Annotated in this window: 13 protein-coding genes; 5 read left to right on the plus strand and 8 right to left on the minus strand. The window is 73.2% G+C overall.

Annotated features, from left to right (window positions below; all coding sequences use genetic code 11):
- Positions 1-193 precede the first annotated feature (193 nt).
- Together ACZ5DC_RS08520 and ACZ5DC_RS08525 are read left to right on the plus strand one after the other, a co-directional pair.
- On the plus strand, positions 194-1,267 hold the full coding sequence (locus ACZ5DC_RS08520) for a hypothetical protein (protein ID WP_468650678.1): 1,074 nt from the start codon (positions 194-196) through the stop codon (positions 1,265-1,267).
- Between the two features lie 107 nt (positions 1,268-1,374).
- Complete coding sequence (locus tag ACZ5DC_RS08525; RefSeq protein WP_468650680.1) at positions 1,375-2,184, plus strand: SGNH/GDSL hydrolase family protein; 810 nt, start codon at positions 1,375-1,377, stop codon at positions 2,182-2,184.
- A 4-nt stretch (positions 2,185-2,188) separates the two neighbouring features.
- Here the strand turns inward: ACZ5DC_RS08525 and ACZ5DC_RS08530 are convergent, their stop codons facing one another.
- From ACZ5DC_RS08530 to ACZ5DC_RS08555, 6 genes are all read right to left on the minus strand, one after another.
- A complete protein-coding gene (locus ACZ5DC_RS08530; protein ID WP_468651280.1) occupies positions 2,189-3,373 on the minus strand; it encodes a glycosyltransferase in 1,185 nt (394 codons plus the stop codon).
- Positions 3,374-3,513: 140 nt separating this feature from the next.
- Positions 3,514-4,641 (minus strand): serine hydrolase domain-containing protein, encoded by a 1,128-nt coding sequence (locus ACZ5DC_RS08535; RefSeq protein ID WP_468650682.1) that lies wholly within the window; start codon positions 4,639-4,641, stop codon positions 3,514-3,516.
- A 95-nt stretch (positions 4,642-4,736) separates the two neighbouring features.
- Complete coding sequence (locus ACZ5DC_RS08540) at positions 4,737-6,485, minus strand: TIGR03767 family metallophosphoesterase (RefSeq protein WP_468650684.1); 1,749 nt, start codon at positions 6,483-6,485, stop codon at positions 4,737-4,739.
- Between the two features lie 199 nt (positions 6,486-6,684).
- On the minus strand, positions 6,685-7,149 hold the full coding sequence (locus ACZ5DC_RS08545) for an NUDIX hydrolase (RefSeq protein WP_366750614.1): 465 nt from the start codon (positions 7,147-7,149) through the stop codon (positions 6,685-6,687).
- Positions 7,150-7,176: 27 nt separating this feature from the next.
- Positions 7,177-8,064, minus strand: a complete 888-nt coding sequence (locus tag ACZ5DC_RS08550; RefSeq protein WP_468650686.1) for a pyridoxamine 5'-phosphate oxidase family protein — start codon at positions 8,062-8,064, stop codon at positions 7,177-7,179.
- A gap of 2 nt (positions 8,065-8,066) precedes the next feature.
- Positions 8,067-8,513, minus strand: coding sequence for a VOC family protein (locus tag ACZ5DC_RS08555; RefSeq protein WP_468650688.1), 447 nt, complete (start codon positions 8,511-8,513; stop codon positions 8,067-8,069).
- Between the two features lie 124 nt (positions 8,514-8,637).
- Between ACZ5DC_RS08555 and ACZ5DC_RS08560 the strand changes: the two genes are divergently transcribed.
- Positions 8,638-9,180, plus strand: a complete 543-nt coding sequence (locus ACZ5DC_RS08560) for a CGNR zinc finger domain-containing protein (RefSeq protein ID WP_468650690.1) — start codon at positions 8,638-8,640, stop codon at positions 9,178-9,180.
- 152 nt (positions 9,181-9,332) lie between these two features.
- Positions 9,333-12,632 (plus strand): S8 family serine peptidase, encoded by a 3,300-nt coding sequence (locus ACZ5DC_RS08565; RefSeq protein WP_468650692.1) that lies wholly within the window; start codon positions 9,333-9,335, stop codon positions 12,630-12,632.
- A 76-nt stretch (positions 12,633-12,708) separates the two neighbouring features.
- Here ACZ5DC_RS08565 and ACZ5DC_RS08570 read toward each other — a convergent pair whose 3' ends face one another.
- Together ACZ5DC_RS08570 and ACZ5DC_RS08575 are read right to left on the minus strand one after the other, a co-directional pair.
- Positions 12,709-13,665, minus strand: coding sequence for a hypothetical protein (locus ACZ5DC_RS08570; RefSeq protein ID WP_468650694.1), 957 nt, complete (start codon positions 13,663-13,665; stop codon positions 12,709-12,711).
- 1 nt (position 13,666) lies between these two features.
- Entirely contained in the window at positions 13,667-14,218 is a 552-nt protein-coding gene (locus ACZ5DC_RS08575) for an RNA polymerase sigma factor (RefSeq protein WP_468651282.1), read from the minus strand.
- 329 nt (positions 14,219-14,547) lie between these two features.
- Here ACZ5DC_RS08575 and ACZ5DC_RS08580 point away from each other — a divergent pair, with 329 nt between their 5' ends.
- The gene (locus ACZ5DC_RS08580) at positions 14,548-15,567 is read left to right on the plus strand and encodes an aspartate-semialdehyde dehydrogenase (RefSeq protein WP_468650696.1); all 1,020 of its coding nucleotides are present in this window, start codon (positions 14,548-14,550) and stop codon (positions 15,565-15,567) included.
- Positions 15,568-15,570: the final 3 nt, after the last annotated feature.

Below are 15,570 nucleotides of genomic sequence, written 5' to 3' on the forward strand. Positions count from 1 at the left end.
TTGCCCGGCCGGTGACCGTTACGAAATTCGGGCAAACACAGCCGTAACCCCTGGTCCGCACCCGTTCGGACCAGGGGATTTGCTGGCCTACTCGGCATCCGAACACCTGACCTTTAGTCCCTTCTTGTCCGCATTTCTCGACGAGCGTGTAACAGCGGTTACAGTCCGCACCGGGCGCGGGAATCCCGAGGCCATGACCCACAACACCCCGCTCTCCCCCCGCCCCCTCCGCCACCTCTCCGACGTCCACCGCCGCGTCCTGACGGCCGCCCAGCTGCGCGCCCACGGCGTGCCGACGGCCGAGCTGGCCGAGCAGTGCCGGCCCGGCGGCCCCTGGCGGGAACTCCTGCCGCACGTGATCCTGCTGCACCCCGGCCCGCCCACCGGCGAGGAGCGGCTGCACGGGGCCCTGCTGTACGCGGCCCGCGCGACGGAGCCGGGCGTCCCGGTCCAGCCGACGGCCGGCAGCCCGCACCGGCCGCAGTACCAGGAGGCGGTGCTCACCGGACTGGCGGCGCTGACCCTGCACGGCTTCTCGTCCACCCCGGCGCTGACCGGCCTGGACCACGTGGACGTCCTGGTCCCGCGCCAGCGCCGGCTGCGCTCCGCGCGCTACGTCCGCGTCCTGCGCACCTCCGCCCTGCCCGTCCCGCAGACGGTGACCGGTCTGCCGGTGGCGCCGGTGCCCCGGGCGCTGGCGGACGCGGTGGCGGAGCTGACGGACGCGGAGGAGGTACGGCGGCTGCTCACCGAGGCGGTGCGCGGCGGCCACTGCGAACCGGCGGCGGTCGTCCGGGAGCTGACCCTCGCCAAGCTGCTGAACCGCCCGCACGTGGTGGACGCCGTGGACGCGCTGCTCGCGGAGGGCCGCTCGGTCGCCGAGGACCGCCTGTACCGGATGGTCCGCGAGTACGGGCTGCCCGACCCGGTCTGGAACGTCGACCTGCGCCTGCCCGGCGGTCCGCACCTGGGCGGCCTGGACGCCTACTGGCCGGACCAGGCCGTCGCCGTCGAACTCGACACCCGCGCGCCCCGGCAGGGCCGTCGCCAAGGACAGGAGCAGGGGCAGGGGCAGGACGACGACGCGCTGTGGTCCGAGTACGCCCGCAAGCGCGAGCACCTGGAACGCCTCGGCATCACGGTCGTGTACATCACGCCCAGGAAACTGCGGGACTCCCTGGAGCAGCAGGCCGCGGTGGTGCGGACGGCGCTGATGGCGTCCGGGGACCGCGACCCGGCGGCGTACGTCGTGGTGCTGCCCCGGTAGCGAGGCCGCCCGCTCCCTCCTGTTTTCCTGCGCCGGACGGGTGAGGAGTCACCGGAACGGACGAGCAGGGCGGGCGGGGCGGGGGCGGGCCACGGTAGAGGAGAGTCATGAGACACCCCCGAATAGCGGCAGGCGCGTGCTCCCTCCTCCTCGCGGCCGCGTGCGCGTTCGCCGGCCCCGCGAGGGCGCAAGTGGCGCCGCGTACCGTGACCGGAGGCTACGTGGCCCTCGGCGACTCCTACTCCTCCGGTGCCGGAGCCGGCGACTACCTGGACTCCGGCAAGGAGTGCAAGCGCAGCAGCCGGGCCTTCCCCGTGCTGTGGGCCGAGGCCCACGCGCCGGCCTCCTTCACCTTCGCCGCGTGCAACGGCGCCGGCGCCGACGACGTCCTGGCCGACCAGCTCGGCCACCTCAGCCCCCGCACCGGGCTGGTCACGCTCACCGTCGGCGGCAGCGACACGGGCTTCGTCTCCGTCATCGCGAACTGCGCGCTGGGCGGCGCCAAGGGGTGCCTGTCCGCCGTCTCCCGGGCCCGCACCACGATGGACGGGTCCCTCGCGGGCAGCCTCGACCGGCTCTACTCGGCCATCCGGGACCGGGCCCCCGCCGCCCGGGTCGTGGTGCTCGGCTACCCGCACCTGTACCACCTCCAGGGCGCCTGCGCGCTGGGCCTGCCGGACGGCGAACGCGCCACGCTGAACGACGCCGTGGACCACCTCAACGCCGTGATCGCCCGGCGCGCCACCGCCCACGGGTTCGTCTTCGCCGACGTCACCGCCGCCTTCGCCGGGCACGAGATCTGCTCGTCGCGGCCCTGGCTGCGCGGTGTCGACGTGCTGTCGATCACCGACTCCTACCACCCGACGGCACCGGGGCAGTCCCTCGGCTACCTGCCGGTGCTCAGCCGGGTGTCGTGAACCGCTACAGCGGCTCGGGCAGCCGCGAGGCCGCCGTGTGCACGCCCGCGAGCAGGGCGGCGTAGGCCGCGATCATGCGCGTGCGGCTGAAGCGTTCGCGGCTCGCCGCCAGCGCCGGGGCCAGTACGGCGCGGTCGGCGACCGCCGCCGACCAGGCCAGGGCGATGGCCTCGGGGTCCTGCGGGGTCACGAACCCGTGGCCCCGGACGATCCGCGCGCTGTCGCCCACGTCCGTCGTGACCGGGACCGCGCCGCACATCATGCCCTCGATCAGGCACAGCGGCGCCGCCTCCCCGGAGGCGGAGGTGAGGGCGACGACGTCGGCGGCGGCGTACACGGTCTCCATGTCCGGGCGCACGCCGAGCAACCGCACCCGCTCCGCGAGGTGCCGGTCGGCGCCGAACGCGACCTCGAGGTCGGCCCACAGCGCCGGGTTGGTGTCCGTCATGCCCGCACCGCACATCAGGACGTGCCCCTCGGGCTCGCGGGCGAGCCAGGCGCGGGCGGCGCGCAGGAACAGCGGCACGTTCTTCATCGCGGCGTAGCGGGCGGCGAAGACGGTCACCGGCGCCGGGGCCGGGATGCCCAGGGAGGCGCGGAACGCCGTCCGGGCGGCCGGGTCCGGGCGGAAGCGGAGCAGGTCCACCCCGTTGGGGATGACGTGCAGCAGCTCGCGCGGGACGCCGGCCGCCGCGTAGGCGTCCCGCGTGGACTCGGCGCAGCACACGCAGGCCACCACGGTGCCGTCGGCGATCGCGGCCTTCAGCTCGGCCAGCGCCGGGCCCTGGTTCTCCGGGTCGGAGCGGTGCAGGCAGACCACGACCGGGCGGCGGGGCAGCCCGGCCTGGTTCAACAGCGCCAGCGGCTGCTCCTTCAGCGACAGGATCACGTCCGCCGCGGCCATGGCCCGCGCGGTTTCGGCCAGCTCGGGCCCGCTGAAAACGTTCGCCGCGACCGTGCCGTCCACCAGCCCCGCGGTGCGGCCGAGCGAGGTGACGCCGACCCCGCCCGCGGTCAGGGCCCGGTAGCAGGCGTCGTCCTCCATGCGCTGCCGGGTGGCCTCGCGGTGGACCTCGCCGTGGATGCTGAGTACCTGGTGGGACTGGCCGCCCTCGGCCAGTCCCAGAACGACGTCGGAGTGCACGATCCGGGCGCCTCCGGAGAAGAAGCCCTCGTAGACCGACAGCACACGCAGTCCGTGCCTCGCGCGCACACGACCACCCGCCTTGCACAAAATCGAGCCATCCCCGTGAACAGCGGGTTAGCCGATATGAGGCGGTACGGACATGGCGTGCGCGTTAACGCGGCGCTAAGCGGACGAAACGTTGGCTAACAGAACTCTTTTTCCAGCACGTCCACCGTGTCCCCGGCCCAGTCCCCGTTGAAGTTGACCGCCACCGAGTGCCGGCCGTCCGCCGTCGACGCCGCCTCGGACACCGAGCCGTGGATGCCGCCGTCGTGGCCCCAGACGCGGACGCCGCAGCTCAGCCGGGTGTTCATGAGCCCGAGGCCGTACCGGATGTGCGGGGAGTCGGCCTGCGTGGCGACGGTGGTCTCCATCTCCTTCAGCTGCCGGTCAGGGAGCAGCCGGCCGCCGAGCAGGGCGCCGTAGAAGCGGGACAGGTCGGCGGCGTCCGAGATCATCTCCCCGGCGGAGGAGGCCATGGACGGGTTGAGGTCGGTGACGTCGTACGCCGGGCCGCCGGGGACCCTGAACGTCGAGTACGCTCTGCTGCCCGGCCGCGGCAGGGTGACCCTGGTCCCGGGCAGGGAGGTCGCCCGCAGGCGCAGCGGGCCGATGATCCGGCGGTCGATCTCGGTGGCGTACGACCGGCCCGTCACCTTCTCGATCACCATCCCGGCGACGACGTAGTTGGTGTTGGAGTACCGCCAGGAGGTGCCCGGGGCGAAGTCCGGCGCGTGCCGCATGGCGAGGTCCACCAGGTACCGCGGGGTGAGGGTGTCGTAGCGGTGCCGGAAGAAGCCGTCCTTGGTGAAGTAGGCGGAGCTGAAGCCGGGGTCGGCAAGGTAGTCGTGGATGCCGCTGGTGTGGTTCAGCAGCTGCCGGACGGTGGTCCGGCGGCCGTCGTGGCCGTGGCCGCGCACCACGCCCGGCAGCCACCGGTCCACCGGGTCGTCGAGCGAGAGCCGGTCCTCCGCCTCCAGCTGGAGCAGGACGGTGGCGACGAAGGTCTTGGTGATGCTGGCGACGCGGAAACGGTCGGCGGGCGAGCGCGGCTCGCCCGTGCGGGTGTCGCCCACGCCCGCGGTGGCGGACCAGACGCCGTGGCCGTCCCGCGCGGTGACGGTCGCGCCGGGGACGCCGGCCTCGACCGCCGCCTCGACGGCCTCGCGGGTGCGTTCGTGGGGTGCGGGGCCGGCCGCGACGGCCGGCCCCGCGAGGGCCGCCGCGAGGAGCAGGGCGGTGCCGCCCACCAGAGCTGTGCGTGCGCGCATGTCTTCCCCAACCTGTGGTGTGCCGGTGCGGTCGGGGGGAGGGACCCGGGAGTGTTGTGCGAAGGTTGCCCGGGTGTACTCCGGTTGAGTGAATATCAGCTCTTTTTCAGCACCAGCTCGGTGTTCCGGTCGGCCGCCTTGCCCCCGAACGTCGTGCTGGCGCCCGGGGCGTTGAAGGACAGCTCGCGGTAGAGGGCGGCGAGGCCGGTCTGCGAGAGGTCCGCGAAGTCGGTGCGGTGCGGGGCCGCGGACTCGATGAGGGTGGTGAAGACGGAGAGCGTGCCGTCCTTGTTGTCGACCAGCTCGACGACGCGGGCGAGCTGGGGGTGGTCGATGTGCGAGGCGGTGGAGATCTCCCAGAAGGAGCGGCCGCCGGAGGCCGCGTGCGGGGTGATGACGTTCTTGTGGACGTGGCCGTTCACCCAGGCGAGCACGTTGCGGTGCCGGGAGAGGAGGGCCACCAGTTCCTGGCCGGTGTGCCGGCGCTCGCCGGGGCGGGCCGGGTCCGGGCGGGTGTTGGTCATGGTCGTGCTGGTGTGGTGGCTGAAGACCACGGCGTAGGAGTCCTTGTTGTCCTTCAGGGTCTTGTCCAGCCAGTTGAGCTGGGCGGTGCCGAGGGAGCCCTCGAAGTGGCCGCCGGCGTCGTTGGTGTCGAGGCTGATCCCGATGACGTCGTCGGAGATGCGGAAGGAGTAGTACTGGGTCCCGGCGTCGAGGTTCGCGGAGGAGTAGCCGTGCCCGACCGGGCCGACGCCCTGGTGGGCGGGGTCGAGGTGGGCCTTGAGGTAGTCGGCGGGCGTGTACGGCGCCCGCTTCTCGTCGGGGGTGACGGAGCGCATGGCGCGCGCGTGGGCCTTGAGGAAGTCCCGGTAGCCGGTGCCCCGCGGGTCCCGGGCGTTCTTGTTGGTGTCCCGGAACTTCTTCGCCTCGGCGGCGGAGACGGTCATCAGCTTCCGGCCGCCGATGGCGGCCTCGGCCAGGTAGGGGTCGCCGTGGGAGCCGTAGACACCGAGCTGGAGCATGTCGTGGTTGCCGACGGTGGAGTACCAGGGCAGCTTCAGGCCGGGGCTGCGCACCTCGCGGATCGCCGCGGCCAGGAACCCGTCCAGGTGCGGGAAGCCGAGCGCCTTGTCGTTGTCGCGGAGGGCGGCGCCGGGCTGCCAGTACAGCTTCAGGCCGCTGTTCTGCACGCCTTCGTAGTGCGCCGGGTCACCGGAGTTCGGGGCGAAGCGGCCACCGCTCATCACCTTCATGTACCACTCGAGCTCGGACAGCGCGTTGTTGTCGGTGTTGTCGCCGGTGGTCATGACGAAGTGGAGCGGAGCGCCGGTGACGGGCCCGCCGCGCAGCGCGTTGACCCGTTCGACGAAGGCGATGGCACCCTGCACGGTCAGCGCCTCCTGCGGGCGCCAGGCGTGCGGGTCGGCGGCGCGCACGAACTCGGCGCGCAGCGGGTGCTGCACATCCGTCAGGTGCATGTCAGTGAACTGCACGAACGCGGCGAGGGCCCGGCGGCGGCCCGCGCGGCCGGCCCTGGGGGTGGCCAGCTCGTCGCGTACGACCCGCTTCCAGCCGGGACCGTCGCCGAGCCGGCGGTAGCCGGAGCTGTTGCGTGGGGCCGCGACGGAGGCGAGTGTCGTGCCCTTGGTGTAGGGGGCGAGCGGGGCGGCCAAGGCCCGTCCGCTGTGGGCGACGGGCTCCTCGGCGGCGGTGACGGGCTCGCCACCGGCCGGGCGCAGGGCGTAGCCGACGCCCGCGGAGAGCGAGACCGCTCCGGCGGCGGCGAGGACGGTACGGCGGTTGACCCCCGCGGCGGAGGTGGCGACAGAGCGTATGCGCGACATGCGCGGTCTCCCCGAGTGCGAACGCGTCGGCAGTGGTCGCGGGCCGTCACGGACGCGAACGTCCCGCTCACTGTGGATCGTTGGCACCGGGGATGACCTGCGCGTGAACGTGGTCGCAACGCGCGGCGCCAATCACCGTACGTGGATCACGGGTTACCGGGCGCGGTCATGGAGCGGATCGCCGGTGGACCGGGACCGGTCACTCCTCGTTCAACTGCCGGGGTAGGGCCACGTCCTCCAGGTGTCCGTGCGGGGGCTGTTCGCGCCACAGCCGCAGCGCGGTGTCGACCAGTCGCACCCGGGTCAGCCCGGGTACGGCGTCGAGGTCCTGCCAGGCGGCGAGGTCGGTGGAACCGCCCACCTCGTAGCGGAGTTCACCGCCCACGACCTCGCCCGTGTAGAGGATGCGCACCCCGTGGTGGTCGGTGCGGCGGCGCGGGCGCCCGCCGGGCAGGACGTGGCGGGCGGAGTCGATGCCGAGGAGACCGGTCACCTCGATGCGGTAGCCGGTCTCCTCGCCGACCTCGCGGCGGACGGTGTCGTAGGGGTCCTCGCCGTGCTCCATGCCGCCGCCGGGCAGGACCCACTCGGGCGTGCCGTCCGGCGCCGGCGAGCGGGCGAGCAGGAGCTGCCCGTCGCGGACGCACACGGCGTAGGCCGCCACCCTCAGTTTCCGTCGCATGGACGGACGTTAGCGCGCGGTGTCCGGGTTGGCGGGCGAATACTCCGGCGCGGACCAGCGCAGGGGCAGGGCGGCCGGGGTGCACACGGCCTCGGTGAGCGTGAAGCGGACGGTACGGGCGCCGTCCCGGGCGAACTCGGTACGGGCCTCGCCGGTGAGCTGGAGGGTGGTGCCCGTGTCCCAGTCCAGGAAGAGCAGACCGGCGCGGGGGTCGGCGCGCAGGTTGCCGAGGCTGAGGAACATGGCGTTGCCGGGGTAGTCCGGCCAGGTCAGCTCGCGCGGGGACGTGACCTCGACGAAGCCGGGGTCGCCGCCGCGGTGGCTGGCGTCGGCGCCGGCCCCGTGCACGGTGGCGAGGAAGAAGGTGTCGGCGGACCGGACGAAGCCGGCTTCCACCTCGCCGAGTTCGGTGAGGTGGCGGGGGGCGCCGGGGGTGCGGTCGACCGTTTCGTACGACTCCCTTCGCTGGATGTGTCTCGGGCAGTTGGAGAAGACCTGGTCCGCTTCCACGGTGAATCCGGTCGCCGTGGCGTGGAGGCGGCCGTTGAGGCGCATGCGGCGGCGGGTCCTCGGGTCCAGGGCGATGGTGCCGACGCGTGGCGGGCCGTCGTCCGGGTGCGGGTCCGTCGTGGCGAACGCCCGGGCGGTGTCTCCGTCGACGGATATCCGCCTCGGGCCCGTCGCCCGGACGAAACCCGGTGCTCCCGTGAGCGCCGAGGCCCACACCCTTCCCGTCCCCGGGTCCGCCGCGCCCACGATCAGCAGGGGCTGCTGCTCCAGGAAGGCCGCCGCGACCGGCTTGATGTCCTGGCCGAGGGAGCGGCCGACGTGGTCGGCCCGGTCCCGGACGCCGGTCTGGTCCTGGAGGGCCCGCGAGCCCGCGTGGAACACGCCCATGACTAGAAGAAACCGCAGGTCGGGGCGGACGCGTGCGGGGCGGGGGCCTGCTCGGCGCCGTGCGGGACGGAGATCTCCAGGCGGGTGCCGTCCGGGTCGTGGAAGAAGATCCCGCCGGAGGACGCGCCTTCCCGGTGGGCGACCACACCGTCGTGGGCGAACTCCACCCCGGCGGCCCTGAGCGCCGTCTCGTACTCCCGGACCCGGTCCATCGTGTCGGCGGTGAAGGCCAGGTGGTGCAGTCCGGCCCGGCCGCTGTCGTACGACCCCCGCGCCTGCTGCCACAGGGTGAGGAGGAGCTGGTCGTCGCCGTCGCCGAGGAACGCGTAGCGCCGGTCGTCCTCCTTGCCCTCGGCCAGCACGGTGAAGCCGAGGACGTCCCGGTAGAAGGCGAGCGAGCGGTCGAGGTCGGTGACGTTCAGGCCCGTGTGGCCGGTGCTCAAGGTCATGGCTCTTCCCTTCGGCGTGCCCTCACCGGGCATTTCTAACCTTTGTAGAGCACGTTAGAAGGTTAGACTCGGCAGAGTCAACCACTCACGTACGCTTGACCGGTTAGCCGAGGAGGAGTGCCCGATGTCCAGCGCCCGCGACCCCCGCCCGCTCACCGGAGAGCCGCTCGCGCTCGACCTGCTCAACACCCGGTGGAACAGCGACGGCGTCATCCAGGACCTGCTCGCGGACACCGAGGGGCTGGCGGTCTGGCTCGCGTCGAACAAGCTGGCCGGAACCCATCCGGCCGACGCGGCGGTGCTGCGCCATCTGCGCACGGCGCGCGAGGCGGTCAAGGCGGCCGTGGACGGGTCACCGCAGCGGGCGGCTCCGCTCGTGGACGCCGTACTGGAGCACGGCCGCATCCGGGCCCGGCTCACCGCCGGCGGCCCGGCCGAGGAGCCCGAGTTCGCGGACCCCGCCTGGGGCCCGGCCTGGCTGGCCGCCCGGAACTACCTGGACCTGCTCACCCGGGCTCCGGAGCGGATCCGCACCTGTGCCGGCGGCGGCTGCGTCCTGTACTTCTTCGACACGTCCCGCAACGGCACCCGCCGCTGGTGCTCGATGGCCGCGTGCGGCAACCGGGCCAAGGCCTCCCGGCATTACGCCCGTTCGAAGGAGGGTTGAGCGAAATCCGGACGATACCGGCCGACTTCGCTCATATCCATCGCGGGTTTTCCCCATACCTTGATTTCGATTCGGTCAACGGTCCCCAAAAACCGACCCTTTCGGCCAGGCTGAGCGCTCCGTCCGCTCGTTCCTTGACCTGAGGGATGCCGATGACCCACACGCCCGAGCGTGATCCGATACCCGGTCCGAGACGCCTGGCCCGCATAGCCGTGGCCGTGGGCGTCGTGGCCGCCCTCTCCGCGGTGGGGCCCGTGCCCCTGGCCCTCGCCGCGGACCCGGCCCCCGCCCCGGCCGCCGACCCCGCCGTGAAGTCCGCCCACGACAAGCTCGGCTCCTACGACGCCGCCCTGCTCGCCGAGGCCAAGGCCGACGGCGACAAGAACGTCACGATGATGATCGCGACCTCGCCCGGGCAGACGGAGCGGGTCGCCGGGCAGCTGGACGCGGTCGAGGGCGGCCTGGTCGGCCGCACCGACGACAAGCTCGGCTACGTCCGCGCCACCGTCCCGACGGGCCGGGCGGACTCGGCCATCGCCGCCGCCGCGAAGCTCTCCTCCGTCCAGGCGATCGACCTCAAGCAGGAGATCCCGCTGGACGACCCCGCGCCGAACGGAGCGAAGTCCACCACCACGGGCAAGGGCACGTACCCCGCGCCGGGGAAGAAGACCCCGGCCGCGAACCCGTACAACCCGTCCTTCGAGACCGGTGCCGTCGACTTCGTCGAGGACCACCCGAAGGCGGACGGCCGCGGCATCACCATCGGCATCCTGGACTCCGGCGTCGACCTCGGCCACCCGGCCCTGCAGAAGACCACCACCGGCGAGCGGAAGATCGTCGACTGGGTGACGGCGACCGACCCGGTCGTCGACGGCGACGGCACCTGGCGGCGGATGACCACCGGTGTCTCCGGTCCGTCCTTCTCCATCAGCACCGCCTCGCAGGGCACCGAGAAGTTCACGGCGCCCGAGGGCTCGTACAAGTTCAACTACATGTACGAGTCCGCCACCGCGGGAGGCGACGAGAAGGGCGACCTCAACCGGGACGGTGACACCACCGACGCCTGGGGCGTGCTCTACGACCCGGCCACCGGCACGGTCCGCGTCGACACCAACGACAACCTGGACTTCACCGACGACGCGGCGATGAAGCCGTACAAGGACGGTTACCAGGTCGGGTACTTCGGCACCGACGACCCCGCGACGGACGTCGTGGAGCGCGTCCCCTTCGTGGTCGAGACCCGCAAGGACGTCGTCTACAACTCCACCGGCGCGAAGGCCGACTACGTCAACATCGGCGTCATCGAGTCCGAGCACGGCACCCACGTCGCCGGCATCACCGCCGCCAACGGCCTGTTCGGCGGGAAGATGAACGGCGCGGCCCCGGGCGCCAAGCTGGTCTCCTCGCGGGCCTGCACCTGGACCGGCGGCTGCACCAACGTCGCCCTCACCGAGGGCATGATCGACCTCGTCACCAAGCGCGGGGTCGACATCGTCAACATGTCGATCGGCGGCCTGCCCGCGCTGAACGACGGCAACAACGCGCGCGCCGAGCTGTACACCCGGCTCATCGACACCTACGGCGTGCAGCTGGTGATCTCCGCCGGCAACTCCGGCCCCGGCGCCAACACCATCGGCGACCCCGGTCTCGCCGACAAGGTGATCTCCGTCGGCGCGACCGTCTCCAAGGAGACCTGGGCCGCCGACTACGGCTCGGCGGTGGAGACGAAGTACGCGATGATGCCCTTCTCCTCGCGCGGCCCGCGCGAGGACGGCGGCTTCACACCGACCCTCAGCGCGCCCGGCGCCGCGATCAACACCACCCAGACCTGGCTGCCGGGCTCCCCGGTCGCCGAGGCGGGCTACGCGCTGCCGGCCGGCTACTCGATGCTCCAGGGCACCTCGATGGCCTCCCCGCAGGCCGCCGGCGCCTCCGCGCTGCTGCTGAGCGCCGCCAAGCAGAAGGGCATCGACCTCACGCCCGCCGCGCTGCGCACGGCGCTGACCTCGACCGCCCACCACATCAAGGGCGTGCAGGCGTACGAGGAGGGCGCGGGCCTCATCGACATCGTGGACGCGTGGGACGCCATCAGGGACGGCGCCACCGCCCACGAGTACACCGTCAAGGCCCCGGTCGACACCGCGATCGACTACGCCCTGAAGACCCCGGGCTTCGGCACCGGCCTGTACGACCGCGAGGGCGGTCTGAAGGCGGGCCAGAAGAAGACGTACGACGTGACGATCACCCGTACGTCCGGCCCGGACAAGGCGGTCCGGCACGAGCTGCGCTTCGCGAACGACGCCGGCGGCACCTTCCGGATCGTCGGCGACGACGACGTCAGGCTGCCGCTGGACCAGCCGGTCACCGTCAAGGTCCAGGCGGCCCCGAAGTCCGAGGGCATCAAGAGCGCGATCCTGGAGGTCGACGACCCGCGGACCGAGGGCGTCGACAAGCAGATCCTGTCCACCGTCGTGGTCGCGGCCCCGGTGAAGTACACGTACTCCGCGTCCGGTTCGGTCCAGCGCAACAGCACGCGCTCCTACTTCCTGAGCGTGCCCGAGGGCGCGACCTCGCTGGAGGTCGCGATCGGCGGGCTGGAGGACAAGAGCCAGACCCGGTTCATCGCCATCCACCCGTACGGCGTCCCGTCCGACAACACCTCGACCCCGTACTGCTACAACAACTACCTGGACGGCAACGGCTGCAAGCCCGACGTGCGCTCCTACGCCGCCCCGCAGCCCGGCGTCTGGGAGGTCGAGGTCGAGTCCCGGCGGACCTCCCCGCTGCTCGACAACCCCTACCGGCTGGACGTCACCGTCCTCGGCGCCGCCTTCGACCCGCAGACCGTGACCGTGCCCGAGGCCAAGGTGGGCACCCCGGCCACCGCGTCCTGGAAGGTGACCAACGCCTACGCCGCGCTGGACGGCAGGCTGACCGGCGGTCCGCTCGGCTCGGCCAAGACCGCCCGCCCGGCCATCAAGGAAGGCGAGACCCAGACCACCACGGTGACGGTCCCGGCCGGCGCGACCTCGCTCGACGTCGCCATCGGGGGCGTCTCGGACACCGCGGCCGACCTGGACCTGATGGTGTACGACGCGTCCGGCAAGGAGGTCGGCAAGTCCGCCGACGGTGACTCCGAGGAGGCGGTGTCCGTACCGTCCCCGGCCGCCGGCACCTACACCATCCAGGTCGTGGGCTACTCCGTCCCGTCCGGCTCGACCGACTACGACTACCGGGACGTGTTCTTCTCGACCGCGCTCGGCTCCGTCACGGTCGACGGCTCGGCCCCGGTCAAGCTCGGCACGGGCGACTCGGCCACGGTGACCGGCCAGGTCACGGCCGCCGCCGAGGCCCCGGCCGGCCGTGAGTTCTTCGGGCGGGTCCAGCTCGTGAACGCGCGCGGCACGGTCGCGGGCAGCGGCAGCGTGAAGATCGAGAAGGTCACGCCGTAACGGGGTGACGCACACGGGGAAGGGGCGGGGTCCTGACGGACTCCCGCCCCTTCTGCGTGTCACTGGCCGCCCGCCGTCACCCGGCCGGGTCCGTGGGCTCCGCGGAGCCGGCCGGGCCGTCGCCCGAGGGGCAGGTCAGCTCCCGGGACCCGGGCAGGGCGTCGGTGATCCAGGCGCGCGCGGCCGCCACCTCGCGGTCACCCACGGCCCACTGTCCCGCGTACCGCTCGCCCCGGCCGACCCGCACCAGCACGTGCTGGCCCGCGCGGGGCGCCGGCCGGGCACCGGCGCCGAGCAGGAAGCGGACCTCGGCGGGGCCGTGCGCGGGCCGGTAGGAGCGGATCACGGTGAGCGTGACCCGGCTGCCGGGCACGTCCCCGGCCCGTTCCACCCGCGCCACCCTCCCCTCCACGACGAGCCGGGAACAGGCCAGCTCGCGCTCCGGGTACGCCGGCCGCCCGCCGGCCCCGGCCTCCTGTCCCGTCGCGTCGGTATGCCGCTTGGCTCCCGACGAGGCCCCGCTGCTGTCGTCCGCCCCGCCGGGGCCACCCCCCTGGGCCACCAGCCAGCCGAAGCCCAGGACCAGGGAGAACGCCGCGGCGCCGGCGAGCGAGCCGAGCGCGATCCGCAGGGCCCGGCGGGATCTGTCCGGCCGCCCGGGGTGACCCGGCCGGGCCGGCCGGGTGGGAGCGGAGGGGCGGGCACGGCCGCGGGTGCGCCGGGCGGGGGGCGGGGCGGGGACGGCGTCCGGGGACGCCCCGGGCGCCTCCCCGGTGCTCCCCTCCGCCGTCAGCGCCTCGGCCAGCCGCACCAGCTGGTCCCGCAGCACGGCCACGTCGGCCTCGGCCGCCCGGTGCGCGGCGAGGAAGGCGGGGTCCCGCCGGGCCTCCTCCGGCAGGGGGTCCCCGGTGACCGCGGCCATGAGGGCGTCCATGCCGCCGTACTCCCCGCCGTGCCGTTCCCCCTGCTGTCCGGCGCTCTCGGCGCGTCCGGCGCCGTCGGCGCCCCGCGCGTCCTCGTGTCCGGCGGTCATGTCACGCCACCTCGTCCTCGTGCAGCCGGTCGCGCAGTGCGCGGACCGCCGTGTGCAGCCTGCTCTTGACCGTGCCCTCCGGGATGCCCAGCTCCTCCGCGATGGCCCGCACCGGCAGGTCGGCGAAGAAGCGCAGCACGACCACCTGCCGCTGGGCGGCCGGCAGCTCGTCCAGACCCCGGGCGACGGCGAGGGAGAGCAGGCTGGTCTCCTCCCCGGAGGCGTGCGCGGGCGCGCGCAGCGCGGCCAGCCGCTCCCCCAGCCGTTCCTGGCGCCGCTTGGCCCGGTGCCAGTCCATGGCCAGGTTGGAGGCGACCACCGCCGCCCACGCCGACACGTCCCGCGGCGCCTCGCGCCCGCTCGCGGCCCGCTCCAGCAGCCGCAGCCGGACCTGCTGCACCCCGTCCGGCAGGTCCGACTGCGGCACCCCGCCGAGCGCGAGCACCGCCCGCACCCGGCTTTCCTGGGCCGCGTCCAGCGGATCACCGCCGGTACCGTCCGTACCGGCGGCGTACTCCGCCCCCCGGTCGCGGCGCGCCTTTCCGCGCAGCACAAGCCACCCCCTCACGCGTTCGCCCCTACGACGCGGCGGCGGGCCGAAACGTTCGGCCGGTGCCGGAGGTCTTCCGAGGCGTACGTCACACCCCCGTATGGCCGGGATCCGGACGGGCAGGGGCGGGACAGCACAGCTTCCGGCGCGGACCCCCGGCAGAGGGAATTCCTGCACCTCAGCCGGGTGCCCGGCGGAGGTACGGAACCGTCCGCCGGCTGAGCGTGTCCCATTCCTCGGGCACGCGGGACAAAGAATTGGACAGGTGGACCGGGGTCGGCCGCATGATGGAAACGCCCCGGTCAGGCAAGAGACACACAGAGGGAGTCACCGTGAGGGTCGGAATCGTCGGAGCCACCGGTCAGGTGGGCACGGTCATGCGCAGGATCCTCGCGGAGCGGAACTTCCCGGTCACCACGCTGCGCCTGTTCGCCTCGGCCCGTTCCGCCGGGACCGTGCTGGACGGCGTGACGGTGGAGGACGCGGCGACCGCCGACTACACCGGCCTGGACATCGTCCTGTTCTCCGCGGGCGGCGCGACCTCCAGGGCACTGGCCGAGAAGGTCGCCTCCCAGGGCGCCGTGGTGATCGACAACTCCTCGGCCTGGCGCAAGGACCCCGAGGTCCCGCTGGTGGTCTCCGAGGTGAACCCGCACGCCATCGCCGACCGCCCCAAGGGCATCATCGCCAACCCCAACTGCACCACGATGGCCGCGATGCCGGTGCTCAAGCCGCTGCACGAGGAGGCCGGCCTGGAGGCGCTGGTCGTCGCGACCTACCAGGCGGTGTCCGGGTCGGGCCTCGCGGGCGTGGCCGAGCTGCACGGCCAGGTGCAGAAGGTGGCCGCCGAGGCGGACAGGCTCACCCACGACGGCGCGGCGGTCGACTTCCCCGAGCCGAACGTCTACAAGCGCCCCATCGCCTTCAACGTGCTGCCCTTCGCCGGCAACCTCGTCGACGACGGCCTCAACGAGACCGACGAGGAGCAGAAGCTGCGCAACGAGTCCCGCAAGATCCTGGAGATCCCCGGCCTGAAGGTCTCCGGCACCTGCGTGCGGGTCCCGGTCTTCTCCGGCCACTCCCTCCAGGTGAACGCCCGCTTCGCCCGCCCGCTCTCCCCGGAGCGCGCGACCGAACTGCTGGCGAAGGCGCCGGGCGTGGCCCTCTCCGACATCCCGACCCCGCTTCAGGCCGCCGGCCAGGACCCGTCGTACGTCGGCCGCGTCCGCCGCGACGAGACGGTGGACAACGGCCTGGCCCTGTTCGTCTCCAACGACAACCTCCGCAAGGGCGCCGCGCTGAACGCGGTCCAGATCGCGGAACTGGTGGCGGCGGAACTCTCCTCGAAGTAACCC

The organism is Streptomyces sp. NPDC031445 (assembly GCF_055581365.1).

Coding starts and splice junctions, on each gene's coding strand:
- ACZ5DC_RS08535 (WP_468650682.1), bottom strand. CDS start 4,641: ATGCGCGCACGCACAGCTCTGGTGGGCGGCACCGCCCTGCTCCTCGCG.
- ACZ5DC_RS08565 (WP_468650692.1), top strand. CDS start 9,333: ATGACCCACACGCCCGAGCGTGATCCGATACCCGGTCCGAGACGCCTG.
- ACZ5DC_RS08550 (WP_468650686.1), bottom strand. CDS start 8,064: ATGGGCGTGTTCCACGCGGGCTCGCGGGCCCTCCAGGACCAGACCGGC.
- ACZ5DC_RS08555 (WP_468650688.1), bottom strand. CDS start 8,513: ATGACCTTGAGCACCGGCCACACGGGCCTGAACGTCACCGACCTCGAC.
- ACZ5DC_RS08525 (WP_468650680.1), top strand. CDS start 1,375: ATGAGACACCCCCGAATAGCGGCAGGCGCGTGCTCCCTCCTCCTCGCG.
- ACZ5DC_RS08540 (WP_468650684.1), bottom strand. CDS start 6,485: ATGTCGCGCATACGCTCTGTCGCCACCTCCGCCGCGGGGGTCAACCGC.
- ACZ5DC_RS08520 (WP_468650678.1), top strand. CDS start 194: ATGACCCACAACACCCCGCTCTCCCCCCGCCCCCTCCGCCACCTCTCC.
- ACZ5DC_RS08560 (WP_468650690.1), top strand. CDS start 8,638: ATGTCCAGCGCCCGCGACCCCCGCCCGCTCACCGGAGAGCCGCTCGCG.
- ACZ5DC_RS08570 (WP_468650694.1), bottom strand. CDS start 13,665: ATGACCGCCGGACACGAGGACGCGCGGGGCGCCGACGGCGCCGGACGC.